Source organism: Candidatus Mycolicibacterium alkanivorans (assembly GCF_022760805.1).
Classification (GTDB): Bacteria; Actinomycetota; Actinomycetes; order Mycobacteriales; family Mycobacteriaceae; genus Mycobacterium; species Mycobacterium alkanivorans.
The window spans coordinates 2,709,758-2,736,525 of record NZ_JAIVFL010000001.1 but is presented as its reverse complement, the minus strand read 5'-3'; the positions used below and the strand labels follow the sequence as shown (position 1 = coordinate 2,736,525).

Genomic DNA, 26,768 nt, shown 5'->3' with positions numbered 1-26,768 from the left:
TCTCGCGACCGTTCTCGGGGTTCGGTCACGAACACTGACCTTCGCTCGCTCGCTCGCTCGCCGTCCGTCCAGTTGATCGGCGAGTTCACTGACTTTGGGCATACCCACCCCTTGATGGCGCTATTGGGGACCGAGGTTTGGCGGCTCTTCCGAGTTAGTGGGGGTCTGGTGTGACCGATTGGGATCGTGTCGGTGACTGATTGGGGGCTCGCGCCCTTGTGAACTGGGTGTTCTCTACGCATCCAGAAGCAAAGGCGCGAGCATGCTCAACGATAATGGTTCCCTGCTGCTTGGACTCGACGGTGTCGTCGTGGATTCGGTGCAGATCGATGACGACCAGGCCCGTACGGTCCATGTTCTGACCGGTCCGAACTGGGTGGGCGTGTGTCCGCAGTGTCGCCGACGGTCATCGCGGTCCAAGGGCTGGGTGAGCACCCGGCCCCGCGATATCAAGGTCGGCCCGGACCGGCCTCAGATCGTGTGGCGGAAGCGGAAATGGTTGTGCACCAATATGTTCTGTGAACGGAAGTACTTCACTGAGTCGGTGCCGGCCGTCCCTCCCAGAGCGCGGGTCACAGTCCGCGCGAAGGCGGAGATGGCGTTGGCGGTCCTCGACGACGACCGCTCCGTCAAGTCGGTCGCCGCGGCCTACGGTACTACCTGGAACGTCTGCCACCAGGCCGTGAAGGCGACCGCGGACCCGGTCCTGGCCGGCGAACCGCCCCCGGTTCAGGTGCTGGGGATCGACGAGACCCGCCGCGGCAAGGCCAAGTGGGAGACCTGCCCGGACACCGGTGTGCGCGCATGGGTGGACCGCTGGGACACCGGACTGGTCGACATCACCGGGACCGGCGGGTTGCTGGTGCAGGTCAACGGGCGTGCAGCGCGGCCGGTGACGGACTGGCTCGACCGGCGTGACCAGGCCTGGAAGGACGGGATCGAGTTCGTCGCGATCGACATGTCGGGCGCCTACGCCAAAGCCGCCCGCCAGGCATTGCCGCGCGCGAAGCTGATCGTGGATCGCTTCCACCTGGTCAAGAAAGCCAACGAGATGGTGGATCGAGTCCGCCGCCGCGTCACCCAGGCATACCGCGGGCGGCGCGGACACAAGAGCGATCCGGAATGGATCAACCGGCGCCGGCTGCTGCGCGCGGCCGAACGACTCACCGACGATCAACGCCGCACCCTGTTCGAGAAGCTGACCTCAGCTGACCCGGGCGGGGACATCGCCGCCGCGTGGATTGCCAAGGAACTCCTTCGAGACGTGTTGGCCTGCAACGACCGTGGTGGACTGTCCTACGAGATCCGCGATGCCCTGTACAGGTTCTACACGTTCTGCGCTGCGTGCTCGGTGCCCGAGATCGGCAAGCTCGCCGAAACAATCTCAGCGTGGCAGGAGCCGATGATCCTGGCCATTCAGACCGGGTTGTCTAACGCTCGCAGTGAGGGCTACAACCGGATCGTGAAACACATCGGGCGCATCGCGTTCGGATTCAGGACACCCGAGAATCAACGCCGCCGAGTACGGTGGGCCTGCACCCGCCAATCACGGCGAGCGCCATCCAGAACCAGGCTCCGCCCCTGTTAAGTCGGAAGAGCCGGTTTGGCAGCGCGCCCGGATCGGGGCGTGCACGTTTGATGTTCTGGTATGCGCGGGGGAAGTACCGAACTCGTTCGGGAAGTAGCGGCCAGGTCCGTTTGACCGTTTCGGCGAACACCTGGAATGCGAGTTGATCGCGCCGGGTCCAGCGCAACCCGAGGATTTCCCGACCGCGTGCGGGCATGAGCGCATTTAGCAGCCACACGTTGAAGCCTGTCACTGGCCGCTGCACCAACGCCCAAACTGGTTCCGGCAGGCCCGGCGGCGGAGGCATTTTGCGGCCCGACGCGCCGATGGCGTAATCGGTGCTGGCGTTGGATTCCAATTCGGTGTCGAGCATCCGTTGCCAGTAGGCGTCAAAGCTGGCGTAGTCGTGGATGCCGGTAGTCGGCGAGTTCGACATCCCGTACCGCTGCCACCAGGTGATGCCTTCGGCGATGAGTTGGTCCTTCTCCTCGCTGGTCAGCGGGGTGCCGAAGTGGTCATTCATCGCGATGATGAGTTCGATGAACGTAGCGTGGGTCCACCAGTACACCTGCGGGTTGAGCGCGTGATAGCGCCGCCCTTTGGGGTCAACGCCTTTGAGGTCCTTGTGGTAGTCGCGCACCGCGATCCCGGTGCCCATCTCGGCAGGGTCATAAATCACACCGAGGATCGGTGGGATGGATCGAAGGAACCGATCCCACCGATCATCGAAGAAATTCGAGTGATCTTGCAGGGCGGCACCGACGGCGTAGTGCATGTTCTGCAAGGTGCCGGACCGCCCGAGGAACAACAGAATGCGGCGGTCGCCCAGCCAGCGCCAGGTCAGTGAATCTGGCCCGATAGGCAGGCCGACCGGGGCGTCGTTGCCAGCGTCCGCGCTTTCGTTGGTCGCCGTGTTGTGGCTGCTCGTCGTCATTGATCACCCACAGGAGCTCACCAATCTCAGTCAGCGCCTCAACGTCGCGCTGGCCAATTACCAGGCCAGCGGCGGGGCAAACGCTGCCCAGGTAGAGGCCTTGTCGAACGATTTGACCACCAAGCGCGCGTCCGTGATGAGCGCCTTCCAGGGTTTCGCCACCGCCGCGCCGCCGACCATCGGCGGGGCGGCTAAACCGCCACCGCCCGCCCCACCCATCGTGCAAGCCGAAATGCTGAACCCACACCCGGCACCCAAGACCGGCGGCGCGGACGAGGGCCTCGACGAGGGCCATGGACACCACGGTGAAGGCGACAACAAGACCGGCGACCCCACCTCGGCGGATCATCCTCCCGTCGGCGGCGCCACGGCCCCGACCAACCCCACCCCGGCAGCACCGCTGGCCGGTGCTGACCCCCAATTCGGCGAGCATGCTCGCCAAATTGGCCGGGATGATCATGGGAGCTGGTACCGGGGCGGTCGGTCAAGTTACCCACGGCCTCGGCGGCGCGTCTCCGCTCTCGGCGCTGTCGAGCCTGTCCTCGCTGCCCGGTATGGGCGGCGGCGGAATGCCGCAGCTAGGCAACCCCCGAGATGCCCGACACCGGCGGCGGCTCGGGCTCACCGTCGGATGACTCAGGCAGCGACTTCGGCAGCGGCGGCACCAGCCCGGCCGGCGGTGCCGGCGACGGCGGGGGAGGAGGCGCACCGATGTCGAGTTCCAGCCCGGCCGTCGGTCCGCCCGCAGGATCCGGTCTGGCCGTCGGTTCCCCCGCTACCGGAGCAGCATCCGCCAGCGCCGGACCTATCGGCTGCGGAATGGGCATGATGCCGCCCATGATGGGCGGCAAAAAATGGCTCTCCTGACGTCGATGTGGATCACCGAGCGTGTGGTATGGGGCAGCGATGGTGAGTGGGGGCGCACGGACGGTGATCTAGGTTCGAAGGCTCTGACCCCAATCGATCCAGGAGCCGTCCGTGCGCGCATCAACCCTACTCAATTCCCTGTTCCATCTGCCCGGTGTGCGGGTCGGCAAGGCTGCCGTGGTGGACGGTGAGCTGCAGGTCACAGTCAGCCTGCGCCGGCGGCGGCTGTGCTGCCCGCAGTGTTCGTTTACCACCCGGCACCGCTATGACACCCGTGAGGTGGACTCATCGTGGCGACATCTGGACATGGGTGGGCGGGTATGCCGGATCGTGTTGCGCCGCAGACGGCTGCGCTGCTGCGAGCATGGTGTGTTGGCCGAAGCGGTGCCGTTCGCGCGTCCTGATTCCCGCCACACCCGCGACTTCGAGGATCTGGTGGCGTGGCTGGTCACCAAGACCGACAAGACCACCGTGAGCACCTTCGCCCGCATCGCCTGGCGCACCGTGGGCGCGATCTGCGAGCGGGTCGCCGCCGACGTGTTAGACCCCGACCGGCTGTGCGGGCTGGTCGACATCGGCGTCGATGAGATCTCCTGGCGCAAACACCACCGGTATTTGACGCTGGTCTCCGACCACGACAGCGGCACCATCGTGTGGGGCAAACCCGGTAAGGACACCGACACCTTGGGCGCATTCTTCGACGAGCTGCCCGACGGCGGCGCATCCCTGGAGGCGGTGTCGATGGACATGGGACCGGCCTACGCCAAAGCCGTGCGCGAGCGGGCACCAGCGGCGGTCATCTGCTTTGATCCCTTCCACGTTGTCAAAGTCGTCACCGATGCGCTTGAGGCGGTGCGCCGCCAGGTCTGGCAGGCCGCCCGTGCGCTGCCCGACCAGCAGATCGCCAAAACCTTCAAAGGGGCGCGCTGGGCGCTGCTGAAAAACCCCGCCGACCTCACCGACATGCAGGCCCAAACCCTACGGGAAATGAAACGCAGCGGTGGAATGCTTTGGCGCGCCTACCAACTCAAAGAAGCGCTGCGCGAAGTCTTCGCCGGCGACCTGGATGCCGGCACTGTCGGCGAGCTCCTCGACCGCTGGTGCGCACGCGCCCAGCGCAGCCGCATCCCCGAGTTCGTCAAAGCCGCACGTACCATCCGCAAACACCGCGCCGGCATCGACGCCGCTATCGACCGCGGACTGTCCAACGGCCGCCATGAAGGGCTCAACACCAAGGTTCGACTGCTCATCCGCCGCGCCTACGGCTTCCACAGCGCCCAGGCCGCGCTAGCACTTGTTCTCCTGGCGTGCGGACCCGTCACCCTCGGACTCCCATACCACACCCAGGGTCATCCACATTCACGTCAATAGAGCCCAAAAAATGATGAAGTCTGCAAAGCCGAGGAGCGGCGCCGCGTCGTCGAACGATCCACGCCCAACGCCGAACCTGTTTTCGGTGAGATGCGGCGCGAGACGCGACGACGTCGCGACCCAGACAAGAAGACGTAAACCGACAGATCGAGGGGAAGCGTTGCACGCAACGCATATCGCAGTTAAGGGAGAGAACACGATGGCCACGCGAGCTGAGAAGTCCTCAGAGATGATCGACAAACTGTTAGACGCTGTCTACCGCTGGGAGGACAAGGTGGCCGCATTGTTCGGCGAGTTGATCGAACTGATCGATCAGCAGCGTCGCAGTGCGGCAGCACAGGATCTCCGTCAGTATTCGGCCGCCGACGACGCGTTTCACCGGCGCATAGTCGAGGCGGCGGGCAACACCATCGCACAGCGGTTCTACGGATCCCTCAGCGATCGTCAGCGGCGCATGATCTCCGATGTGGCACAACGGAATTCCGCCCGTCTGGCGCAACTCACCGACGAACACCAGCAGCTAGCCGCCGCGATCCGCCAACGCGACCCGCAGTCATTCGAAGCCGCCCTGCTGACCCATCTGGAAGCGACGTATCGGGTGGTGCTGGGATGACGATTCGACCCTGGGCCGCAGTGGCCTGTGCTGTGGCCTGCATTGGCTGGGGCGGAAATCAGTTCACGCCCTTACTGATTGTGGCGAGTCCCCGATTTCGAGTCCACCTGATCTGTCCCCGCTGTTTCGAGCCACGATCATGCGAGTTGAGGGATCGAACAGGTGGATGTCGACATGCTGCTCGGGGCGTACGTCCTGGGCCTGGTGCCGGGTCTGCTGGTCGCCTCGGCTCTGTCGGACCGACACGGTCGACGGCGCGTGATGCTGTTCGGTGTCGCGTCCTCGGCAGCAGGCAGCGTCATCCTGGCCGTGGGCGACCTGTGGGGATTCCCGGCCCTGTTCGTCGGCCGCCTGCTCAGCGGCCTCGCCGTCGGCATCGCGATGGCCGTGGGGTCAGCGTGGATCACCGAACTGTCCAAGCCGCCGTTCGACGACGCGTCACCCGGGACGGGAGCGCGGCGGGCGTCGATCTGGTTGACAGTCGGCTTCGGGCTGGGCCCGCTGTTCGCGGGACTGCTGGCGGCATTCGCCCCGCAACCGCTGGTCCTCACCTATGTGCTGCATGCGACGCTGTGCCTGCCCGCGCTGTGGGCACTGCAACCTCGTGCGGTGGAGACCCATGGTGCTGCCGTCGCCAGGACCATGGTGGATCGGTTGCGGGTGCCCGCGGCCGGGCACCGGCGCTTTGTGCGCGTCGTTGTTCCGATGGCGCCGTGGATCTTTGGCTCTGCGGGCATCGCCTACGCCATCGTGCCCGCCCTGGTCGCCGACCAGCTCGGGTCATGGGCGCTGCTGTACACCGCCGGGCTGACGGTCCTGACGCTGTTGTGTGGCGTCCTGGTCCAACCGATCGCCCGACGCCTCGACGACCGGTCCAGCGCACGGGCCGTGGTGATCTCGATGGTGCTGATGACGATGGGGGTCTTCGCCGCCGTGGCGACCGCAATCACCCGCTCCCCCGTCGCCGCACTGCTGGTCGCCATGCTCCTCGGCTGCGCGTACGGCATCGCGATCGTGTCCGGCCTGCTGGAGATTCAACGCATCGCCGATCCCGACGAGCTCGCAGGCATCTCCGGGGTGTACTACTCGCTGGCGTATGTCGGCTTCCTCGTGCCCGCCGTGTTGGCCGGGCTCGCGCACTTCTTCAGCTACCCGGCCATGCTGACCGCGCTGGGGCTGCTGGCGACCGTCTGTGCGATCTGTTGCGCCTTCGGCTGGTCCAAACATCTCCAACCGACTACCTCAGAACCGCCCGCCAATGACCTGATGTCGCGATAGTGTCTGCAAATGAGCACATCTCGGCACAGAACTTCGGCGGGATAGACAGCCTGGTGAAGGCGGCCAAAGCCGAGTCTGCACTGAATGTGACGAACAGATCATCGACACCTTCTCCGATAAGTACGGCATCAAGGTCACCTCCGCCCAGCCCGATGTGAACAGCCAGAACGAGATCAACGCCGCGAATCAGCAGAACGGCAAGAGCACCGCGGCCCGTCGTCTTCGATCTGCGCCAGGCGATCGCGCTGGCCAACACCGATGCGCACTCCGATAGGGTTCGAATCGCTACACCAATCCGCTTAGCCCGTGTCTGAAACCAAGTATGGCGACATCGCCGAACCCGGGGCACATCAAGGCCTCCAGCATTTCCAGGGCGTTTCAGCCCTTTCCATTTCTTCGCGGATGCGTGTTCGGGTGTTCCTCTATCAGAGGCCCTCCGCTGTGTCTGCACTGTTGTGCGACACACTTATTCATCAGCGGTGCTTCATCAGGCCCACGCGCACCCGCCCAGCGGGAGACCGGTGATTCACGAGCTCGCTAGAAGGACTTTGATTCAAAGCATCACTAAAGCGTCGCCACGGTTGGATCGTCCTTCATCAGTCGTCGCAGCCCCAGCGACTCGAAACCCACCACGTAGAGCAGGGTCATCAACACCATCCAATCGACGAATCCCAGCGCGTTACCGTTGATACCTGGTGCGACCGCAGCCTCGTGCAGGATGTGTTCTGCGGCGAACCGGTAGTAAAAGATGAAGCTGACCACGGCCAACGCCAACGTTAGTGCGGTCCGGATGGCGTAGTTCACCGCCATATTGAGGCCTGTCGGTCTGTTGCCAAACGCGTTGGCCCACAGAATCATCCAGAAGACCCAGCAGACACCAATCTGGGCGGGGAACTGGTTGATAGTGATGCCGAGCGCGGCCGTCGTGTCTGAACCCAGGAGGACCTCGACGAGCTGTCTGGCCAGGATATAGAAGATGGTTCCTAGCCTCGATTTTGCGTGCGAATTGGTCGGAGTGCGGTTCGGGGTCGGCTGGGGCTGTTCGGGCGCGGTTTCGGTGGGTGGGTGTGACGGTTTGGCCGGTGTCGCTCGGTGTGGCGGGCTTTCCAGGGCCGGTGGGTCTTTCGGGTCGTGGTGGACGTGTGGTGCGGTGGTCAACCGAAGGCGGTGCGCAGACGCTGCCATGCGGTGGCGATGGCGTGGGCCCAGCGCCATGTGGCGTCGATGCGCAGGTGGGTGCGTCGGGCGGCGCGGGTGATGCGGGCGGCGACGTGCAGGACGCGGTAGCGGAAGGTGTCGATCTCGCAGCCGGCGATGTCGGGCTGGTCGGCGAAGCCGATGAGTTTGGTCCAGGCCACGAGATCGGTTGCGGTGAGGATGATTTCGAGCCAGGCAGCGTTGGCATCGAAGCCGTGGCAGGGCAGGTTGCGCAGCCCGGTGGTTTTGGCCTCGCGGATGCGGTCCTCGACGCGGGCGTGTTGGCGATGCCGCAGCTCCAGGCCGGCGAGTTGCCCGTCGACGACGCCGTTGGGTGTGTCGGTGATGAAGGCGGTGACCCGCATCCCGTCGGCGTCGGTGAACCGCAGCTGCGCGCCGGGGTGGGGGCGTTCCCTGCGCAGGATCAGCCGGGTGCCCTCGGGCCAGCTGCTCATCTCGACCAGGCCGGTGGCCTCGGCGACCCAGGCGCCGTCGCGGATCGCGCCGCTGGAGTCGATCGCCGGATACCAGGCCTCGGCGAGGTTGAGGGTGTCGACCGCGTCGCGCACGCGGGCGTCGACGGCGAACCCGAACGAGAACCCCACCCCTTGCCTGCGGCATTCGGCGGCGAACTTGTGCGTGGCACCGGCGGAATCCGACCGCACCAGGATCTTGTGGGCGGTGGGATCGTGCGGGTCGGGTCGGTAGGCGGCCGGCAGCGATTCCAGCGCCCAGCCCAACACGGTGATGTGATCGGCGGCGGTGTTGCTGCCGGCGTTGCCCGCTCGCAGCAGCCCGGCCAGCGCTTCGCCGCCGGCGACCTCGGGGCGGTCCAGGAACGCCAGCAGCGGGTGGTGACCGTAGGTCTTCTTCCAGGTCGCGGCCGCGTTCTCCTTGTTGTCGGAATGGTCGATGGTGATGGTGGCGTCGAGGTCGATGTGCAGCCACCTGCCAGCGGCCGGCGCAGCCCCGGCAGCCCACGCCGCCGCCCGCGCATCGCAGCGCGCCGCCCGGATCGCCGGCAGGTGCGCGGCGTCGATCCGCTCGTCGACCAGCCGCCACATCGTGGTCGTCGAGGCGGCCGGACCGAACACGTGCTCACGGTCCCCGCACAACTGCCCGACCCCGTCGATGCAGGTCGCGCCGTCAGCGACCGCCGCGGCGAGATCGGCGAACACCGCCCCCGGCGGGTAGATCCACGGGCCCCGATAGGTGTCGGCCAACGCCGCGGTGACCCCCGCCGACAGCCCGGACAGATCCGCCAGTTCCCGCAGCATCCCCACCCCGGCGTGAGACACGACGCCATGACCATCCGCGGACACTTTCACTCGGGAAACCGCTGCGCTACTCTTCACCTGCGAAGTGCCTTCCAGCCAGGCTAATGGAACCGTTAAGAAGTCCTATTATTCCTTGCAGGACAGGCACTTTCGCGTATCAACACACTCCACCCGGGGCATTGCGCGAAAAATCGAGGCTAGCACCAGGTTGCCGATAGTGGAGGTGAGGGCGACCCGACCCGGACTGCCCGCTAGGCGCCATGGCCAGTTATCCAGTGCCTGGCCGGTGAGGATTATCGAGACGATGACGCTGTAGAACCAGCCCATCAGCGTATCGAGAGCCATGACCGGGTGTGAGTCTGCGGCGGTGACCGCGGGCAGCCCAAGGACGAAGTACAGCAGCATGGTGGGTCCGGCGACAGCTGCGATCTCAGCCAGGCCGACGGCTGGTTGCTGCAGGCCGAGTTGTGGCCAGGGCCAGTGCTGCCAATTGAGCACGGCGATCACGAAGGTGCCGAATCCGAACAGGACAAAGAGGGCACCGGTGAAATATCCGAGACCACCGTCCCTGCCAGGCGCGAAGTCGAAATCGATGTTGCCGAGTCCTGCCGAGAGCAGCCACGTCACCACAACCGCGAACACCGCTGTTGCGGTCGTGATCGCCAGGCCACGCCATGGCTGAGCAAGCCGGTTGAACCCCGCGAACTCGGCGTTGAAACCGATGAACACGACGAAGAGGATCGCCCAGAACAGCGTCGCGTTGAACGGCATCGGGTAGAAACTCCACGGGCTTAGCTCAGGGTCGGCGAGTAGGTACCATCCCGCCACCGACAGGGCGAGCACCACCGCGAGGTTGGCCAGGCCGAAGATCACCCAGCGGTGCTGTTGGGGTTTGTGCCGCGCCGAGTCGGTGGCGTGGGAGGGATCGAGTGTTGGTTGTGGTTCGGTCGGCCCCCCTTTCGGCGGAAGCTGGGCTGTTGACATCTGTTGTGCTCCTTGCGAGTTGGCGGATCCGCAGGCCGTCGCTCCTGCTGTCAAGTAGGCGGACTGGCGAGACGGTCTCGACTAGCACTAGCTAGATAGCCGGCGCATCCGCATTGCTGGGAGTGGTGCGTTGTTCGACGATGTCGGTGAAGCGCTGCGCGATGTACTCGCCGGCCCGGACCGCCAGTGCACCGATGGTCGATGTCGGGTTGACCGCGCCGCCAGTGGTGAGCGAACTACCGTCGACGACGAAGAGGTTGGGCACATCCCATGTTTGATGCCACTTGTTCGTCACCGAATCCTGCGGGTTGTTACCCATGCGGCAGGTACCCATGAGATGCCAGGCGGGGGGCGGGTTGAGAACGCCGGTGTCGTTCGTCTCGACCGCGCCCAGTGCTCGGGCGGCGTCGAAGATGCGGTCGATCCCGTAATTGGCGAGCGCGATATCGTTCTGGTGGGGTTCCCAGTTGACGTGTGCGGCGGGCAGCCCGCTGGAGTCCTTGACGTCTGGATTGAGCGTGACGCAGTTCGTCTCCACGGGTAGGTCCTCACCGAACATGAACACCATGAGGTGATTGCCGAAGTGCTCGTTGAAGAACTTGCGGTGGTTTTCTCCCCAGGGGGCGACGTAGCCCGTATGACTTCCCATCGCGGTGTAGGCCGAGCCGAAGCTGCGGGCCACCTGCATGCCGAAGCCGTTGACGAACCCTCGCTCGACGTCGGTATTGTAGAACTCGTGTGAATACAGGGGCGCACCGAACGCGCCCTTGTAGCCCTCCATCGGCTTGTCGAACCAGGCGTCGCAGAACGCGAAGATGTGGTGCATCAAGTACTTGCCCACCATTCCGTTGCTGTTGGCCAACCCGTCGGGGTGGCCCTTCTGCGCGCTCATCAACAGCAAGCGGGGGGAGCCGATACCACTGGCGGCAACAACGACGATCTTCGCGTTGATCTCGTGTCGGGTACCGGTACGAGTATCGATGTAAGTCGCGCCCGTCGCCTTGCCATTCTTCGCGTGGATCTGCTCGACGCGGGCATGGGTCCGCAGGTCGGCGCCTAAGGCGATCGCGAATGGCCAATGTGTGTGCGTCGGAGTGCTCAGTGATCCGGTCGGGCTGCCCGAGAGCTCATTGCCCGCGGCGATGTCAGCTTCACGGTTCTCGCGTGGTCGCGTGATGATGGCGTTATCGGACGGCCACCAGTGCCAGCCGAGGCCGCCCAATGCGGAGGCGAAGTTGCGGCCCAGCTTTCCTGGCTTCACCGGCGGATCCCGGTCTACCCCAGTGCGATCCGGGTACGACGGGTCACCGATCATGCCGGAGATGCCGTAGATCGCGTCGTTCTTGTCGTAATAGGGTGCGAGATCCTCGTAACTAATGGGCCAGTCGATGGTGCCCTCGAGCCCGTGTTCGGTGCCCTTGCGAAAGTCGACCGGCTTATAGCGCGGCCAGTGACCGGCATAGTGCATCGTGCTGCCGCCAACGTTGTTCATCAGATACGGCGTGGTGAAACCGGTGACCGGATAGTCCTCTGGAAGTCCACGGACGTTCGGGTCGTAGGCCCACCCTCGCTGCTTCTCGATCTCCCATTCTCGGTGGTAGTGGGGATGTTCTGTAGGGGTGACCCACGGGCCCTGCTCGAGGCATGTCACCTTGTAGCCGGCTTGGACGAGTTCGAGCGTCAGGCCCGCGCCGCCAGGTCCAGCGCCGATCACTAGGACATCGGTTTCGTCGGTCGTCGAAGTCACTTCGCGTTCTCCTTCACTTGTTGCGTGTGCGGCCATGTCAGTTTGCTGAGGTCGACCCGGACGACGTCTTCGGTCGTCACGTATCCAGAACCTTGGCCAGCCGAAGCCAACGCCGCCTCGTCCCAGTCTTCGATGCAGTCCAGATAGCCGTAGGGCAATGGTGGCCCGTGGTAATCACGGCCCGCGGGTATCTCGTGTTGAATCGCCGTGGTGACCTCGGCGGCGGAGTAGTAGCCGTAGTAGACCAGGCTTCGGAGTTGGGTGAAAAGCTCCTCCTGATCTTTTTCCAGCCGCTCCACCTCGTTCGCGCGAGACTTGGTCCCAGCCGCAAGGAAGCCCTCACCGAGGCTCGCCAGCGCAGCCTTCAAGACGTCTTCCTCCAAATATGGAAAGTGTTTGGCGCGGAAACCAGTTGGGGTCGTATAACGGCTAAAGAAGTCGGCGATGCCGACCTCGCTGGCTGCAGGAAAGCCGTTGCCGGGCGGCACGATCGTGTCGGCCAGCGCGGCGATGACCTTCGTCTCCGTTTCGCTGAACACGATTGGAGTGGCCAGGCCACCCAGTCGTGGTCGACCGGATTCGAAGTGTGGCTGATCCGGGCGATCGGTTCCTAGCGCAGGGGCTCCGAAGGGAGCGGGTGTCTGGTCGTCGTCGTTGCTCATCGTGTCTCCTTCGTGGGTGTGTAGGCATCGCGGGCCGATGCGGTTGTTGTTGCCGGCCCGAAATGGTTGTGATGGCTAGTTACAGGGGTGCTCCGGCCCAATTGCTGGCTTTTGCTGGGGACCTGTCAAGGTTGATCCCGATGTGTTTGACCTGGGTGTAGCCGTGGACTGCTTCGAGGCCCTCTTCGCGGCCGGTGCCGGATTGCTTGTGGCCCCCGTGGGGAGTCATCGGCAGCTCGCCGAACCAGTCGTTGATCATCACCGAGCCCACTTGGAGGCGCTTGGCCGTATCGAGTGCGGAGGTGATGTCTTGGCACCACAAAACCGCGAACAGGCCGTAGTCGGAGTCATTGATCGTCGCGATCAGATCCTCCACCGAGGACCAGCGCATGACGGCGGTGACAGGGCCGAAGATCTCCTCGCGGGCGATCCGCGCATCCTTGGGTACGTCGACGAAAACCGTTGGTTCCACGAAGAACCCAGCGCTCGCTGCGTGCTCGGGTTGGCCGCCACCATAGAGCAGCGTGGCCTCCTGCTTGCCGATTTCGATGTACTCCCGGACCCGGTCGAAATGCTTCTGTGAGGCCAACGGACCCATTTGGGTGTTGTCGTCGAAGGGGTCGCCGATCACGGCTGTGCGCAGTCGCGCGACGAGCATCTCCAGGAACTGGTCGGCGATGTCTTCGTGCAGAAAGAGCCGGCTGCCCGCCACACATACCTGTCCCGCGCGCGAGCAGAAGCCTTGGACGGCAACTTCAACGGCATCTTCGAGTGGGGCATCCGGGAACACCACCAACGGGCTCTTGCCTCCGAGTTCAAGGTTCACCTGGGCGATGTGCTGGCCGCCGAGGCGAGCGATCTCGCGTCCGGTTTCGGTGGAACCGGTGAACGTGATTCCCCGGACCTCGGGGTGGGCGGCCAGAGCCGCTCCCGCTTCGGCTCCGTACCCGGTGACCACGTTAAAGACCCCGTCGGGGAACCCAGCTTCCTGTACCAGCTCGGCGAACTTGAGCGCTGAAAGCGAAGTGTCCTCGGCCGGCTTGACCACGCACGTGTTACCGAGGGCCAGTGCGGGCGCAACCGAGCGGACCAGAATCAGCAGCGGATAGTTCCAGGGAATGATGTGAGCCGTCACGCCCAGCGGCTCAAGCAGCGTGAAGCTGATCTTGTTCCCCGGGACCGCGATGGTGCGTCCGCCGACCTTATCTGCTGCCCCAGCCCAGTACTCAAGCCACAACGGCATCGCATCAACCAGCTCGCGTGCCTTCCCGAGATAGTGCCCCGAATCAATGGATTCGATTCTCGCCAGCTCATCCGCATTCTCAGACACGAGCGCGCCGAGCCGACGCAGCAGACCGGCCCGCGTGATGGCGTCGCTGAACTGCCATTCGATGGCGGCGTCGGCTGCCGCCTGAACCGCGTGGTCAACATCGACGGAGTCACCGCGAGGCACGTCAGCGATGTGTCGGCCAGTGCTTGGGTCTGTCGTCGGGAAAGTGGCACCGCTCCGCGCGGGTACCGAGGCCCCGTTGATGTGCATGAACGCTGACGCAACGGTGCGCGCCTCGTTGTCGACCGTGATGGATAGGGTCATGACTTGTCTCCTTATGGGGGCGCTTCAGGCATGTCGGCAGATACGAGTCGGCAGGTCGGAATGCCTGCTGCGGCTGTCGGCCGCCATTTGTGACGAGGGGCTCAATTGCGGATGTGTGTAACACAGCACACATCTCCCCGGCGAAAGTGCACAAGAGTTACATTGCGTTACATGTAGCCAGGTCCCAGCCCCTCTGCGCGTTGACTACAGGCTGCTCAGGTGGAATGAGCAACTGCCCGACCTTGCGGGATTGGGGCATGATGATCGGTGGCCCGGCGCCGAGTTGAATGCAAAGAACCCCGACGACAGCAAGGGCGATGTCGCCGAGCATCCGTCGTGAACGCGGTTCGCGGAACAGGTAATTGGAGGCGATCGCGGTGGGCGCGACGCCCGAGGCGGTCCTCTTCGCGTAACTGAGTCTCTATGTGACTGGGCCCAGTGCTGCTGACAGCATCGGTGTTGTCGGCGATGTTGCGGAGGGCTGGACTAAGGAGCAACTCGGAGATAATGACCGCCGCGAGAGGATTAGATTCGGGTCAAACACCAGCAGAGCATTGACCGCACAGCGACAAGTGATTATGGGCTCTATTGACGTGAATGTGGATGACCCTGGGTGTGGTATGGGAGTTCGAGGGTGACGGGTCCGCACGCCAGGAGGATGAGCGCTAGCGCGGCCTGGGCGCTGTGGAAGCCGTAGGCGCGTCGGATGAGAAGTCGAACCTTGGTGTTGAGCCCTTCATGGCGGCCGTTGGACAGTCCGCGATCGATAGCGGCGTCGATGCCGGCGCGGTGTTTGCGGATGGTACGTGCGGCTTTGATGAACTCGGGGATGCGGCTGCGCTGGGCGCGTGCGCACCAGCGGTCGAGGAGCTCGCCGACAGTGCCGGCATCCAGGTCGCCGGCGAAGACTTCGCGCAGCGCTTCTTTGAGTTGGTAGGCGCGCCAAAGCATTCCACCGCTGCGTTTCATTTCCCGTAGGGTTTGGGCCTGCATGTCGGTGAGGTCGGCGGGGTTTTTCAGCAGCGCCCAGCGCGCCCCCTTGAAGGTTTTGGCGATCTGCTGGTCGGGCAGCGCACGGGCGGCCTGCCAGACCTGGCGGCGCACCGCCTCAAGCGCATCGGTGACGACTTTGACAACGTGGAAGGGATCAAAGCAGATGACCGCCGCTGGTGCCCGCTCGCGCACGGCTTTGGCGTAGGCCGGTCCCATGTCCATCGACACCGCCTCGATGGATGCGCCGCCGTCGGGCAGCTCGTCGAAGAACGCGCCCAAGGTGTCGGTGTCCTTACCGGGTTTGCCCCACACGATGGTGCCGCTGTCGTGGTCGGAGACCAGCGTCAAATACCGGTGGTGTGTGCGCCAGGAGATCTCATCGACGCCGATGTCGACCAGCCCGCGCAGCCGGTCGGGGTCTAACACGTCGGCGGCGACCCGCTCGCAGATCGCGCCCACGGTGCGCCAGGCGATGCGGGCGAAGGTGCTCACGGTGGTCTTGTCGGTCTTGGTGACCAGCCACGCCACCAGATCCTCGAAGTCGAGGGTGTGGCGGGAATCAGGACGCGCGAACGGCACCGCTTCGGCCAACACACCATGCTCGCAGCAGCGCAGCCGTCTGCGGCGCAACACGATCCGGCATACCCGCCCACCCATGTCCAGATGTCGCCACGATGAGTCCACCTCACGGGTGTCATAGCGGTGCCGGGTGGTAAACGAACACTGCGGGCAGCACAGCCGCCGCCGGCGCAGGCTGACTGTCACCTGCAGCTCACCGTCCACCACGGCAGCCTTGCCGACCCGCACACCGGGCAGGTCGAACAGGGAATTGAGTAGGGTTGATGCGCGCACGGACGGCTCCTGGATCGATTGGGGTCAGAGCCTTCGAACCTAGATCACCGTCCGTGCGCCCCACTCACCATCGCTGCCCCATACCACACGCTCGGTGATCCACATCGACGTCAGGAGAGCCTGATTATGGTCCTACCACAGCTATGACTGGCGTCGAACCGCAACTCAACGAGGGAGACCCGTGGCGCAAGATCTCTCACGACGACGAGGTTGAAGAAGAGGTTGGAAATGCGTGGCACCGCTCACCCCGAGCCGGCCGTGGCGCCCGGTGAAGATCCCCGCAAATATGCGAGGCTGATGTCGGCGGTCTACGACGCAACGATGGCAGGAAAACTTGCGCCGACCCGCCCGCGGCGGGTCATATGGGATTCCTGGCAACGGTTGATAACTAAGGGTCTGCGGCCTGACCGTCGGACCCCGCCCGTGGCGGGCGCCAGCACCGTGGAGACTCTACGCCAGGATTCTGGGCTGATATCTGTCGTCGACGAGGTGTCGGGATGTCTGAGTTCGCTTATCTCCGGTGGCGACAGCATCTTTGCCCTCGCAGATGCCGAGGGTCGGGTGCTGTGGCGATCTGGTTCAACAAAGGTTCTCCTCAACGCAGACAAACTTGGATTTGTCGAGGGTGCGCACTGGGCGGAAAACACCGTGGGCACCAACGCACTTGGCACCGCATTGGTGTCCCAGCGCGCGGTACAAGTGTTCTGTGCTGAGCACTACAACCGCAGCCAGCATCCGTGGACGTGTGCAGGCGCGCCGATCCGTGATCCGAGCACGGGGCGGGTAATGGGGGTGATCGACGTGACCGGGCCGGCGGCCACCGTCCATCCGACTACCTTGGCACTCATTGACACTGTGGCGCGGTTGGCTGAATCTCGTTTGCGTGAACGGCGGGATCAATCCTTAAACCGACTCCGCGCTGTCGCGGCACCCATCTTGGCCCGAATTGGCTCGCCTGCCCTCGCGGTTGATACCGACGGCTGGGTAGCTGCGGTGGGCGCGGTACCGGTGCAAAGTCGGATCCTGCTACCACCGGACGTTACCCCCGGCCACCTGTGGGTGCCGTCGCTTGGAATGTGCGATGTCGAGACGCTGCCGGGCGGCTGGCTGGTCCGGCCGGTCATCGAAGAGACGGAGCCTGCGATAGCGCAGGTGACGCTTGATCTGCATGACAGCGCGGCACCGGTTTTGGAGATGGTCGGTCAGTTCGGCAGCTGGCGGCATGACATCTCGCTACGACATGCGGAGATCCTGTTAATCCTGGCGGTACGCACGCAAGGTCGATCGGCGCCTGAGCTGGCCGCCGACCTCCACGGTGATCCCAGCCGTGTCGGCGCCGTGCGGGTTGAGATGTCGCGTCTGCGAAAGCAATTCGCGGGCATTGTGGTAGGCCGACCGTATCGTTTCGCCAGCTCCGCAGTCGTCGAGGTCCGATATCCCGACGATAGGTCGGAGCTGTTGGCGCCGTCGGTGGCTCCCGCGGTTCGTGCGATGCGTGTTACGCACGCCACCACTGCGACGACTTACTAGCGATCGGACAGCAATCCTTACGTGCTGACGAGTCGGCTCCAGGTCAGTCGAGCGTGAGATCACTGGGTAGTGCGGTCTGGATGAGCATTGCAGCAGCGCTACGTAGCAGTGGCACCGCAGCCACTGCGCCAGACCCTTCGCCGAACGGGAGCGTGCGGTTGATGAGGGGAGTCAGCCCAAGCTGGGTCAATGCCAACGCTTGCGCCGGATCATTGGCGGAACGGTGACCGGCGGTAAACCATGCGGCCGCCCCGGCGGCGATAGCATCGGCGATGAGCGCACTGGCGGTCGCTGGCAACCCGCCGATTAGCGCCGGGATGCCGCAGCGGGCCGCAGTGAGAAGATACCCGGTGGAGGCGGCCAGATCGGCGCTGCCAAGGGCAGCAAGGGCAGTCATCGGGTCTCCTACCCGGTCACCGGCACGGGATAGCGCAGACGCAATCACGGCAGTCGTGCGTTGCAGCGCGGAGTCGTCGATGCCGCCTCCGCGGCCAACGACGGAGCTTGCGGGCAACCCGAGTGTGGCGGCCACCGATGCGGCTGCGGAGGTGAGGTTTTCGCCGCCGAGTTCGCCGCTGATTAGTAGCTGGGCACCGGCGGCAATCTCCTCATGTGCCACTGCGGCGCCAGCAGCCAGGGCTGTGTGAACTTCACACTGAGAAAGCGCGTCCTCGACGTCGATGGCACCGCTGCGGCGGCGAACTTTGTACGCCTGCAACGCGGCCCGGGATTCCTCCGCCAGGTCGTCGAAATCGTCGTCTACGGCGAGATCTAGCACTCGAACCGTCACGCCGTGCGCGGCTGCCAGAGAATTGACGCCACGCAGTTCCGCGAGTGCCGCGCGGACCTTTTCCCCAGTGGGTTCCGAGAGGGATTCTGACTCGCCGCCGCCGGTGACGCCGTGATCTCCGGCGAAGATGACCAGCCGTACGTTGATGAGCTGTCGGGGCAGGACCTGGTTCTGCGTCGCGGCGAGCCAGACCGCGAGGTCACCCAGTGTGGCGGCAGCCGCGCCCGGCGGCATGACGACCGAGTGGTCGACCAGCCGTTCGGCGGCCGCGGCGGCGACTTCTACGCTGGGCGGGTCGATCGGTACACGCAGCGCAGTTACGTCGAACGATGGTGGCTTGGTGTAGCTCATCGCGCCCCTGCTGTACGCAGATTCAGGGGCAGCGCATAGGCGCCGAATCGGCGCGCGAACGGCGTAGATGCGAGATATGAGCGGTGAGAAAAGGCGCATGTCATCGCGATCTCCTGTAAGGAAAGATGGATCCCCGACGCTATGGATAGATGATGAGCCCAACGTCGAGGGCCTACCCTCGCAGAGGTTAGCGCAGCCGCACCCGTGCCGGGGCGCTCCTAGAGACCCTCGGGGTGCGGGAAATCCGTTGAAGGCACGCGCGGCTGCCACACCGTCAGTGCGGTCATCAAGCGCGGCGCGATTGAACGGCGACTTATCGAAGTATGCCAGCTTGACCCGCCGATGGGTGTCGCCGCTGATCACAGCGGGCGCGGCTGGAAACCTTGCAGATATGCCGATGTTGCGACTGCTCTACGATGGCGGGGTAGGTCTCGTGGCGTAGGAACCCGGTGTAAACCCGGGGCGGTTCCGCCACTGTGAGGGTCGCGCCACACCAAGTGATCGCTACCTCTAGCCAGATACTGGCCACGGGACATCCGAATCGAGGGGCGAGAACCCCTAGTAGGAGGCCCAGGATGACCAGTGCGTCTCAAGCGCGTCGTATCGCGTTGCTATCCACGTCGGATACCGACCTGCTCTCTGCTCGTGCTAGCAGGGCCGCCTTCAACCTTGGCAACCCGGTGCGCCAGGACCTCAGCCCGGTGATATCCGGCTCCGACATCGTTGTGCTCCGTGTCCTCGGGTCATCGGCGGAGATCGAGCCGCAGCTCAACGAGCTCCGTGCCAGTAGGCTGCCGCTTGTGGTGCTCGGTGGTGAGCGGCAACCGAGCGCGGAGCTGATGGAGTGCTCCACGCTGCCCATTGGCGTCGCGGCGCAGGCGCACGCCTACCTCGTTGAGGGTGGCCCGGTGAATCTGGCTCAGTTACATGCGTTTCTCTGTGACACAGTGCTTCTCACTGGCGAAGGATTTGATGAGCCGGTCGCCATCCCGGAGTGGGGATACGGGAAGCGGCCCGGCGGGGCCGCCGCGCTGGAGGACGTGTCGGATTCAGCCCGAGACAAGGTGCGCGTCGGGGTGCTGTACTACCGGGCGCATGAGATCAGTGGCAACGCCGGATTCGCGCACGCCCTGGTAGAGGCGATTGACGCCACCGGCGCGGGGGTGGGCGTGCCGATCTTCGCGTCATCTCTGCGCAGCGCTCCCCAGGAGGTGTATGACGCCCTGGGATCGTTGGATGCGTTGGTGGTCAGTGTGCTCGCTGCCGGCGGTTCCAAGCCGTCGGGAGTTAGCGCGGGCGGTGAGGACGGGTCGTGGGACATCGAGCGCATCGCCGCGCTCAACATCCCCACGCTGCAGGGCCTGTGCCTGACTTCTTCGCGAGCGGAGTGGGTGGCCGGCACCGACGGTGTGACGCCGCTGGATTCGGCCACCCAGATCGCGATACCGGAGTTCGACGGCCGCATCATCACCGCGCCGTTCTCCTTCAAGGAGATCGACGCCGACGGCCTGCCCCACTACGTCGCCGACCCGGAACGCTGTGCGCGAGTCGCCGGTATCGCGGTCAAACATGCTGTGCTGCGCCATGTTCCGAATAAGGATAAAAAGCTGGCACTGGTTCTGTCGGCGTACCCTACCAAGCATTCCCGGGTGGGAAATGCGGTTGGCCTCGACACTCCGGTCTCGACCGTGCGGCTGTTGCGACGCCTTGCCGAGGCGGGCTACGACATCGGCGACGGGTTTGGTGTGCTGGACATCGAGGACGAGACCGAAGCCGGGGACCGGCTGATCCACACGCTGATCGCCGCGGGCGGGCAGGACGAGCAGTGGCTGACCAGTGCGCAGCTCACCGATGCCCAAGTGACGATTACCGCCGAGCAGTACGGTGCGTGGACCGCCGATCTCCCCGCGGCCTTGCGCGACTCGATGGTCGACGCCTGGGGCCCGGCGCCGGGTCAGTTGTTCGTCAACGATGCCGGCGAAATCGTCGTTGCCGCACTGCGAACGGGCAACATCGTGCTGATGATCCAGCCGCCGCGTGGTTTCGGCGAGAACCCCATCGCCATCTATCACGACCCCGACTTGCCGCCGAGCCACCATTACCTCGCGGCGTACCGCTGGCTGGAGGAGGGTTTCGGCGCGCATGCGGTGGTGCATCTCGGCAAGCACGGCTCGATGGAATGGTTACCCGGCAAGAACGCTGCGCTGTCAGCGGAATGCGCCACCGACGCGGCCATCGGCAACCTGCCGCTGATCTATCCGTTCCTCGTCAACGATCCCGGCGAAGGCGCACAAGCCAAACGGCGCGCACATGCCACCATCGTCGACCACCTCATCCCGCCGATGGCGCGTGCGGAAAGCTACGGCGACATCGCGCGGCTGGAACAACTTTTGGACGAGTACGGCAATATCGCCTCGATGGATCCGGCGAAGCTGCCGGCCATCCGCGGTGAGATCTGGAACCTGATGCATGCCGCGGAACTACACCGCGATCTCGGTCTCGAAGACCGACCGGACGATGAGGAATTCGACGACTTCATCCTCCACGTCGACGGCTGGCTCTGTGAGATCAAGGACGCCCAGATTCGCGATGGACTGCACGTGTTGGGCGGCGCTCCGGTAGGTCCGCCTCGGGTCAACCTGGTACTGGCAATCCTGCGTGCCTCGCAGGTATGGGGCGGCCGGGATCAGGCGGTGCCCGGCCTGCGTGCGGCACTGGGGCTGAAGGAAGGCGCCGGGACAAGGGCTGTCGATGAGATCGAAGGCCGAGCCCGTGCGCTGATCGAAGCGATGGAGGCCGGCGGGTGGAACGTCGCGGCGATCGCCACCTTGCACGACGATCCGAACGTGCAGGCGGTACTGAGGTTCGCGGCCACGGAGGTAGTCCCGCGGCTGGCCGGTACTGCCGAGGAGCTGGATGCGGTAATGCGCGCACTGGCAGGCGGTTTCATCCGCCCTGGGCCTTCGGGTTCGCCGCTGCGCGGATTGGTCAACGTCCTGCCGACCGGCCGCAACTTCTACACGGTCGACCCGCGGGCGGTACCGTCGCGGCTGGCGTGGCAGACCGGCCAGGCGATGGCGGATTCGCTGATCCAGCGCTACCTCGACGACACCGGCAGCTATCCAGAGTCGGTCGGCCTGTCGGTGTGGGGTACCAGCGCCATGCGGACCTCCGGTGACGACATCGCCGAGGTGCTGGCGCTGCTGGGCGTGCGCCCCGAATGGGATGAGGCATCCCGGCGGGTGTCTCGGCTCTCGGTGATCTCCTTGAACGAACTGGGGCGGCCGCGGATTGATGTCACGGTGCGTATCTCCGGGTTCTTCCGTGACGCGTTCCCACACGTCGTCGCAATGCTCGACGACGCCGTCCGGATGGTCGCGAAACTGGGCGAGACCGACGAGCAGAACTTCGTCGCCGCGCATGCGCGCGCGGATCTGGCCGAGCACGGCGACGAACGTCGGGCCACGATACGGGTTTTCGGCTCCAAACCGGGCTCCTACGGGGCAGGCATTCTTCAAGTTGTGGAGGCCGGCACGTGGCGCGACGACAAAGACCTCGCCGAGGTCTACACCGCCTGGGGCGGGTTCGCCTACGGGCGGGGTTTGGACGGGGTGGCGGCTGCCGATGACATGCGCACCAACTACAGACGAATCAAGGTGGCGGCCAAGAACATTGATACGCGCGAGCACGACATCGCCGACAGCGACGACTATTTTCAATATCACGGCGGCATGGTGGCGACGGTACGTGCGTTGACCGGGTCCGACCCGAAGGCCTATGTGGGGGATTCGACGACCCCGGACGCGGTCCGCACCCGGACGCTGTCCGAGGAGACCGCCCGGGTCTTCCGGTCCCGGGTGGTCAATCCGCGGTGGATCGCGGCGATGCGCCGACACGGCTACAAAGGGGCATTCGAGCTCGCTGCGACCGTCGACTATCTGTTCGGGTTCGACGCAACAGCCGGGGTGGTCCACGACTGGATGTACGAGAAGCTCGCGCAGGAATATGTCCTCGACCCCACCACCCGCGAATTTCTCGACACCTCGAATCCCTGGGCACTGCAGGGGATCGTCGAACGGCTGCAAGAGGCTGCGGACCGTGGGCTGTGGGCCGACCCGTCGCCCGAAACGCTCGCGGCGCTGCGGCAGGCCTATCTTGATGTCGAAGGCGATCTGGAGGACCGCTGACATGGCTGCGCCGTTAAAGGTTCTAATTCTCGGTGTCGGGATGGGACCGCAGCACGTAACGCCGGAAGTGGCCGCCGCGCTGCGGTCGGTTGACTATGTTCTTGCCGCAGAGAAAGGCGCAGAGGACGGTCTGCTCGCCTTGCGGCGCGACATCGTGAACGCGCACGCCGGGCCCGACGGTCCGGTCGAGATCGTCTCGGTGCCTGATCCCGAACGCGACCGTTCGACGGGTCTGACCGGTGCCGGCTACCAGGCCGCGGTCGCCGACTGGCACAAGGCCCGGGCCGCGGAATACGCCACCATCATGAGCGAGCGCAGTGGAACCGCGGCGTTTCTGGTCTGGGGGGACCCCTCGTTGTACGACTCGACCATTCGGATCGTCGAGAAGGTGCGCCAACTAGGGGTGTCGCTGGACTTCGACGTGCTGCCGGGGATCAGTGCGCCGCAACTGCTGGCCGCGCGGCATCGCATCGTCCTGCACGACGTCGGACGGCCGGTGACGGTGACCACCGGCCGCCGACTGCAGGATGCGGTAGCGACTGGGCTGGACAACATCGTCGCCATGCTCAACCCGCCCCCGGATCGGCTCGACCTGTCCGGGCTCGATGATTGGACGATCTGGTGGGGCGCCAATCTGGGCGCTCCGGGCGAACAACTCGTCGCCGGCCGGCTCGGCGACGTGATGGGCGCCATCGCCGATGCGCGCGCCGCGGCCAAAGCTGACGCCGGCTGGGTGATGGACATCTTCGTGGTGAGGAGGGGCTGATGGCGGGAATTCTGATCGCCGGCACGACGAGCGACGCCGGCAAGAGTGTGGTCACCACCGGGCTCTGCCGGGCGCTGGCGCGGCGCGGCATCAAGGTGGCGCCCTTCAAAGCGCAGAACATGTCCAACAACTCCATGGTCTGCGCTCCGGTGCGCAGGAGCGAAGCGACCCGGAGAATCGATGATGGTCCCGCCTGCGAAGGCGTGGAAATCGGACGGGCGCAGTGGGTGCAGTCACTGGCGGCGCAGGTCACCCCTGAGGCCACCATGAATCCGGTGTTACTCAAGCCGGGCAGTGACAGCCGCAGTCACGTGGTGCTGATGGGCCGGCCATGGGGAGAGGTGTCCTCAGCGGACTGGCTGGAAGGCCGGCGTGCGCTGGCGGCGGCCGCGTATGACGCCTTCGACGATCTCGCCTCGCGTTTCGATGTCGTGGTGGCCGAAGGAGCCGGCAGCCCGGCTGAAATCAACTTGCGCGCAGGCGATTACGTCAACCTCGGGCTGGCACGGCATGCCGATCTACCCACGGTGGCTGTCGGCGACATCGACCGGGGCGGTGTCTTCGCTGCATTCCTGGGCACCGTCGCGTTGCTGTCACCGGAGGACCAGGCGCTGATGGCCGGCTTCATCGTGAACAAATTTCGGGGTGATCTCGCGCTTCTGGAACCCGGTCTGCGGGACCTTGAGCGGCTCACCGGCCGGCGGGTTTACGGCACCTTGCCATGGCATCCCGATCTCTGGCTGGACTCCGAAGATGCCCTGCATTTGGCGGCTCGACGGTCGGCGGGCGACAGGGTTCGACGGGTCGCAGTCCTGCGGCTGCCGCGGATCAGCAATTTCACCGACGTGGATGCGCTCGGTCTCGAACCCGACCTGGACGTGGTGTTCGTCTCGGACCCGCGCGGGCTCGGGGACGCCGATCTGGTGGTGCTGCCGGGTACCCGCGCCACGATCGCCGACCTCGCGTGGCTGCGGTCGCGGGGACTTGATCGTGCGGTGGCAGCGCACGTCGCCGCTGGTAAACCCGTGCTCGGCATCTGCGGCGGCTTCCAGATGCTGGGTCGGGTCATCCGCGATCCGGTCGGAGTCGAGGGGGCCGTCGCCGAGGTCGAAGGGCTGGGGCTGCTCGATGTCGAAACCACCTTCGCGGCGTCGAAGGTGTTGCGACTGCCGCACGGTACCGGGCTTGGCGTTCCGGCGTCGGGATACGAGATCCACCATGGGCGTATCGCGTGCGGGGCCGGCGCGGAAGACTTCCTCGGCGGTGCGCGGGCCGGGCAGGTCTTCGGCACCATGTGGCATGGCGCCCTGGAGGGAGACCAGCTCCGTGGGGCCTTCCTTCGCGAGACTCTCGGTGTGCCCGTCTCCGGGGTGAGCTTCCCCGCCGCTCGCGAACGCCGGCTCGATCTTCTCGGTCAGCTCATCGAGGAGCATGTCGATGTCGATGCGCTGCTATCCCTCGTGGGCGAGGGAAGCCCGGCGGAGTTGCCCTTCCTTGCACCCGGAGCCCCCTGATGCCGATCCGGGTGCTCCTGCTCGGCGGTACTGCCGAGGCAAGGGCATTGGCTGCCCGCCTCGTCGCCGACGGCGTCGACGTGACGTGTTCCCTGGCGGGTCGCGTCGCGGATCCGCAGCTTCCGGTGGGCCCGGTGCGGATCGGGGGATTCGGGGGCGTCGAGGGGTTGCGGTCCGCGCTCAACGACTTCGACGTGGTGGTCGACGCGACACATCCATTCGCAGCGACGATCTCGGCGAACGCCGTCGCCGCCTGCACCACTGAGCAGATGGGCCGTCCGTTGTTGCGGTTGCAACGGCCGGGCTGGTCCGATCGATCGCGACCCTGGTGGCATTGGGTGGATACGCACCAGCAAGCCGCCCTGGCAACGAGCCAGCTCGGACAACGCCCGCTGCTCACCGTCGGTCGACAACAGCTCGCGCATTTCGTCCCGGCCCTGACCACACATTCGGTGCTCGCCCGGGTGGTGGACCAGCCGGAAACCGAGCTGCCCGCGAGCTGGCAGGTGCTGACCAGCCGCGGCCCGTACACCCTCGACGGTGAGCTGAACCTCTTCGCCGAACATCGGGCAGATGTCCTTGTTACCAAAGATTCTGGTGGGCAACACACCTGGCCGAAAATGCTCGCCGCAGAGCAGAACGGGATACCGGTGGTCATCGTGCGCCGCCCGAAAGGTCGGGCCGACGTGCCCGTGGTCTCCGATGTGGAGCTCGCGCTGGCCTGGGTGCGCGCTGCCGCGGTCAGCGCCCCCGGCCGCGCAGTAGACACACGGAGGCGGCAGTAAACACGGCGCCCCAGGTGACGCGGCGGGCAAGGCTAGTGGTCTGGATTATGTCGTCGGGCACGGGGCCGCGGCCCTGGCCCATCAGCGCGCGATCCTCGATTCTGTTGCCGTAGTACGTGTTGGTCCCGCCCAGCTCAAGCCCGAGAGCGCCGGCAAAGCTGGCCTCGATCACCCCGGCGTTGGGACTCGGATGATGCCGAGCGTCATGCCGCCACGCAGTGATCGTCGCCCGCCGATCCGGTCCGACGGCAACGGTGAGCATTCCGCTCAACCGAGCACCGGGTAGGCCCATGACATCGTCGAAACGAGCTGCAGCCCAACCAAATCGCTCGTACCTCGCGTTGTGGTGGCCGATCATGGCGTCGAGGGTGTTGGCGGTGCGGTGCGCAACCAGTCCAGGGACACCTGCGATGGCGCCCCACAGGTAGGAGGAGACGACGGCGTCGCTGGTGTTCTCAGCGACTGACTCGATGACCGCGCGGGCGATTTCGTCTGGGGTCAAGGCGGTGGTGTCGCGGCCGACGAGGTTCCGTAGTCGCCGCCTGGCATCGTCGAGATCGCCCGCAGCCAGGAGGCGGTGGACGGCGGCTGCTTCGCGTTCCAGGGAGCGCCCGCCGAGCACCGCCCACGTGACCGCCGCAGTGAGCAGTAGGCGAGCCAACGGGTGACGCGCGAAACGCTCGGCGGCGGTGGCGCCGGCCGTGGCCCCGCCGACGAGGGCGAGGACGTACGCCGCTCCGCAAGCGCGGCTGTCGGCGTACATCTGCCTCTCGAGCAGCAAGGCCGTCCTGCCGAACCCGGCGACGGGATGCCATCGGCGAGGGTCACCGAACAGGCGGTCGGCGATATGGCCCAGTAGCAGTCCGCCCGCCCGGGGAACCATCGGGTTCATAGTTCGGGACTCCTTAA

At 65.3% G+C, this 26,768-nt stretch carries 19 protein-coding genes, 2 pseudogenes and 1 riboswitch; of the genes and pseudogenes, 10 read left to right on the top strand and 11 right to left on the bottom strand.

Annotated features, from left to right (window positions below; all coding sequences use genetic code 11):
* Positions 1-218 precede the first annotated feature (218 nt).
* Positions 219-1,588: pseudogene (locus K9U37_RS13500) on the top strand (ISL3 family transposase).
* Here the strand turns inward: K9U37_RS13500 and K9U37_RS13495 are convergent.
* Positions 1,494-2,501 carry an oxygenase MpaB family protein gene (locus tag K9U37_RS13495; RefSeq protein ID WP_243072117.1) on the bottom strand — a complete coding sequence of 336 codons (1,008 nt, stop codon included), beginning with the start codon at positions 2,499-2,501 and terminating at the stop codon, positions 1,494-1,496. The pseudogene K9U37_RS13500 and the gene K9U37_RS13495 sit on opposite strands and share 95 nt — an antisense overlap.
* A 578-nt stretch (positions 2,502-3,079) precedes the next feature.
* On the bottom strand, positions 3,080-3,328 hold the full coding sequence (locus K9U37_RS13490; RefSeq protein WP_243072116.1) for a hypothetical protein: 249 nt from the start codon (positions 3,326-3,328) through the stop codon (positions 3,080-3,082).
* Between the two features lie 151 nt (positions 3,329-3,479).
* Between K9U37_RS13490 and K9U37_RS13485 the strand changes: the two genes are divergently transcribed.
* The 4 genes and pseudogenes from K9U37_RS13485 to K9U37_RS13470 all read left to right on the top strand — a co-directional run.
* On the top strand, positions 3,480-4,739 hold the full coding sequence (locus K9U37_RS13485) for an ISL3 family transposase (RefSeq protein ID WP_243072115.1): 1,260 nt from the start codon (positions 3,480-3,482) through the stop codon (positions 4,737-4,739).
* Between the two features lie 10 nt (positions 4,740-4,749).
* Entirely contained in the window at positions 4,750-5,352 is a 603-nt protein-coding gene (locus tag K9U37_RS13480) for a GntR family transcriptional regulator (protein ID WP_243072114.1), read from the top strand.
* A 162-nt stretch (positions 5,353-5,514) separates the two neighbouring features.
* Positions 5,515-6,630 carry an MFS transporter gene (locus tag K9U37_RS13475; protein WP_243072113.1) on the top strand — a complete coding sequence of 372 codons (1,116 nt, stop codon included), beginning with the start codon at positions 5,515-5,517 and terminating at the stop codon, positions 6,628-6,630.
* Positions 6,627-6,887: pseudogene (locus K9U37_RS13470) on the top strand (ABC transporter substrate-binding protein); the annotation flags it as partial. The gene K9U37_RS13475 and the pseudogene K9U37_RS13470, both read left to right, overlap by 4 nt.
* A 307-nt stretch (positions 6,888-7,194) precedes the next feature.
* On the opposite strand, the gene K9U37_RS13465 reads toward K9U37_RS13470, so the two are convergent.
* The 7 genes from K9U37_RS13465 to K9U37_RS13435 all read right to left on the bottom strand — a co-directional run bounded on the left by K9U37_RS13465 (position 7,195) and on the right by K9U37_RS13435 (position 15,936).
* On the bottom strand, positions 7,195-7,788 hold the full coding sequence (locus K9U37_RS13465) for a hypothetical protein (protein ID WP_372489516.1): 594 nt from the start codon (positions 7,786-7,788) through the stop codon (positions 7,195-7,197).
* The gene (locus K9U37_RS13460; protein WP_243069986.1) at positions 7,785-9,182 is read right to left on the bottom strand and encodes an IS1380 family transposase; all 1,398 of its coding nucleotides are present in this window, start codon (positions 9,180-9,182) and stop codon (positions 7,785-7,787) included. Before K9U37_RS13460 ends, K9U37_RS13465 begins: the two co-directional genes overlap by 4 nt.
* A 48-nt stretch (positions 9,183-9,230) precedes the next feature.
* Positions 9,231-9,947 carry a hypothetical protein gene (locus tag K9U37_RS13455; RefSeq protein ID WP_372489515.1) on the bottom strand — a complete coding sequence of 239 codons (717 nt, stop codon included), beginning with the start codon at positions 9,945-9,947 and terminating at the stop codon, positions 9,231-9,233.
* A 232-nt stretch (positions 9,948-10,179) separates the two neighbouring features.
* Positions 10,180-11,835 carry a GMC family oxidoreductase gene (locus K9U37_RS13450; RefSeq protein WP_243072112.1) on the bottom strand — a complete coding sequence of 552 codons (1,656 nt, stop codon included), beginning with the start codon at positions 11,833-11,835 and terminating at the stop codon, positions 10,180-10,182.
* Complete coding sequence (locus K9U37_RS13445; RefSeq protein ID WP_243072111.1) at positions 11,832-12,497, bottom strand: gluconate 2-dehydrogenase subunit 3 family protein; 666 nt, start codon at positions 12,495-12,497, stop codon at positions 11,832-11,834. The genes K9U37_RS13450 and K9U37_RS13445 overlap by 4 nt, the downstream gene beginning before the upstream one ends.
* 79 nt (positions 12,498-12,576) lie before the next feature.
* On the bottom strand, positions 12,577-14,037 hold the full coding sequence (locus tag K9U37_RS13440) for an aldehyde dehydrogenase family protein (RefSeq protein WP_252393994.1): 1,461 nt from the start codon (positions 14,035-14,037) through the stop codon (positions 12,577-12,579).
* 639 nt (positions 14,038-14,676) lie between these two features.
* Complete coding sequence (locus tag K9U37_RS13435; protein ID WP_243072109.1) at positions 14,677-15,936, bottom strand: ISL3 family transposase; 1,260 nt, start codon at positions 15,934-15,936, stop codon at positions 14,677-14,679.
* 228 nt (positions 15,937-16,164) lie between these two features.
* On the opposite strand from K9U37_RS13435, the gene K9U37_RS13430 reads away from it, so the two are divergent.
* Positions 16,165-17,466 carry a GAF domain-containing protein gene (locus K9U37_RS13430; RefSeq protein ID WP_243073370.1) on the top strand — a complete coding sequence of 434 codons (1,302 nt, stop codon included), beginning with the start codon at positions 16,165-16,167 and terminating at the stop codon, positions 17,464-17,466.
* Between the two features lie 43 nt (positions 17,467-17,509).
* Here the strand turns inward: K9U37_RS13430 and K9U37_RS13425 are convergent, their stop codons facing one another.
* Positions 17,510-18,607 (bottom strand): nicotinate-nucleotide--dimethylbenzimidazole phosphoribosyltransferase, encoded by a 1,098-nt coding sequence (locus K9U37_RS13425; RefSeq protein WP_243073369.1) that lies wholly within the window; start codon positions 18,605-18,607, stop codon positions 17,510-17,512.
* Positions 18,608-19,014: 407 nt separating this feature from the next.
* A riboswitch (cobalamin riboswitch) is annotated at positions 19,015-19,151 on the top strand.
* 31 nt (positions 19,152-19,182) lie between these two features.
* Here K9U37_RS13425 and cobN point away from each other — a divergent pair.
* The 4 genes from cobN to K9U37_RS13405 are packed head-to-tail and all read left to right on the top strand — an operon-like array spanning position 19,183 to position 25,859.
* Complete coding sequence (gene cobN, locus K9U37_RS13420; protein ID WP_243072108.1) at positions 19,183-22,794, top strand: cobaltochelatase subunit CobN; 3,612 nt, start codon at positions 19,183-19,185, stop codon at positions 22,792-22,794.
* 1 nt (position 22,795) lies between these two features.
* Positions 22,796-23,560 (top strand): precorrin-6A synthase (deacetylating), encoded by a 765-nt coding sequence (gene cobF, locus K9U37_RS13415; protein WP_243072107.1) that lies wholly within the window; start codon positions 22,796-22,798, stop codon positions 23,558-23,560.
* The gene (locus tag K9U37_RS13410) at positions 23,560-25,074 is read left to right on the top strand and encodes a cobyric acid synthase (RefSeq protein ID WP_243072106.1); all 1,515 of its coding nucleotides are present in this window, start codon (positions 23,560-23,562) and stop codon (positions 25,072-25,074) included. The genes cobF and K9U37_RS13410 overlap by 1 nt, the downstream gene beginning before the upstream one ends.
* Positions 25,074-25,859, top strand: a complete 786-nt coding sequence (locus K9U37_RS13405) for a cobalt-precorrin-6A reductase (RefSeq protein WP_243072105.1) — start codon at positions 25,074-25,076, stop codon at positions 25,857-25,859. The genes K9U37_RS13410 and K9U37_RS13405 overlap by 1 nt, the downstream gene beginning before the upstream one ends.
* On the opposite strand, the gene K9U37_RS13400 is transcribed toward K9U37_RS13405, so the two are convergent.
* Positions 25,816-26,742 (bottom strand): cobalamin biosynthesis protein CobD/CbiB, encoded by a 927-nt coding sequence (locus K9U37_RS13400; RefSeq protein WP_308197376.1) that lies wholly within the window; start codon positions 26,740-26,742, stop codon positions 25,816-25,818. The genes K9U37_RS13405 and K9U37_RS13400 overlap by 44 nt on opposite strands.
* Positions 26,743-26,768: the final 26 nt, after the last annotated feature.

Coding starts and splice junctions, on each gene's coding strand:
- K9U37_RS13495 (WP_243072117.1), bottom strand. CDS start 2,501: ATGACGACGAGCAGCCACAACACGGCGACCAACGAAAGCGCGGACGCT.
- K9U37_RS13490 (WP_243072116.1), bottom strand. CDS start 3,328: ATGCCCATTCCGCAGCCGATAGGTCCGGCGCTGGCGGATGCTGCTCCG.
- K9U37_RS13480 (WP_243072114.1), top strand. CDS start 4,750: ATGATGAAGTCTGCAAAGCCGAGGAGCGGCGCCGCGTCGTCGAACGAT.
- K9U37_RS13445 (WP_243072111.1), bottom strand. CDS start 12,497: ATGAGCAACGACGACGACCAGACACCCGCTCCCTTCGGAGCCCCTGCG.
- K9U37_RS13440 (WP_252393994.1), bottom strand. CDS start 14,037: ATGCACATCAACGGGGCCTCGGTACCCGCGCGGAGCGGTGCCACTTTC.
- K9U37_RS13430 (WP_243073370.1), top strand. CDS start 16,165: ATGCGTGGCACCGCTCACCCCGAGCCGGCCGTGGCGCCCGGTGAAGAT.
- K9U37_RS13425 (WP_243073369.1), bottom strand. CDS start 18,607: ATGAGCTACACCAAGCCACCATCGTTCGACGTAACTGCGCTGCGTGTA.
- cobN (WP_243072108.1), top strand. CDS start 19,183: ATGACCAGTGCGTCTCAAGCGCGTCGTATCGCGTTGCTATCCACGTCG.
- cobF (WP_243072107.1), top strand. CDS start 22,796: ATGGCTGCGCCGTTAAAGGTTCTAATTCTCGGTGTCGGGATGGGACCG.
- K9U37_RS13410 (WP_243072106.1), top strand. CDS start 23,560: ATGGCGGGAATTCTGATCGCCGGCACGACGAGCGACGCCGGCAAGAGT.
- K9U37_RS13405 (WP_243072105.1), top strand. CDS start 25,074: ATGCCGATCCGGGTGCTCCTGCTCGGCGGTACTGCCGAGGCAAGGGCA.
- K9U37_RS13400 (WP_308197376.1), bottom strand. CDS start 26,742: ATGGTTCCCCGGGCGGGCGGACTGCTACTGGGCCATATCGCCGACCGC.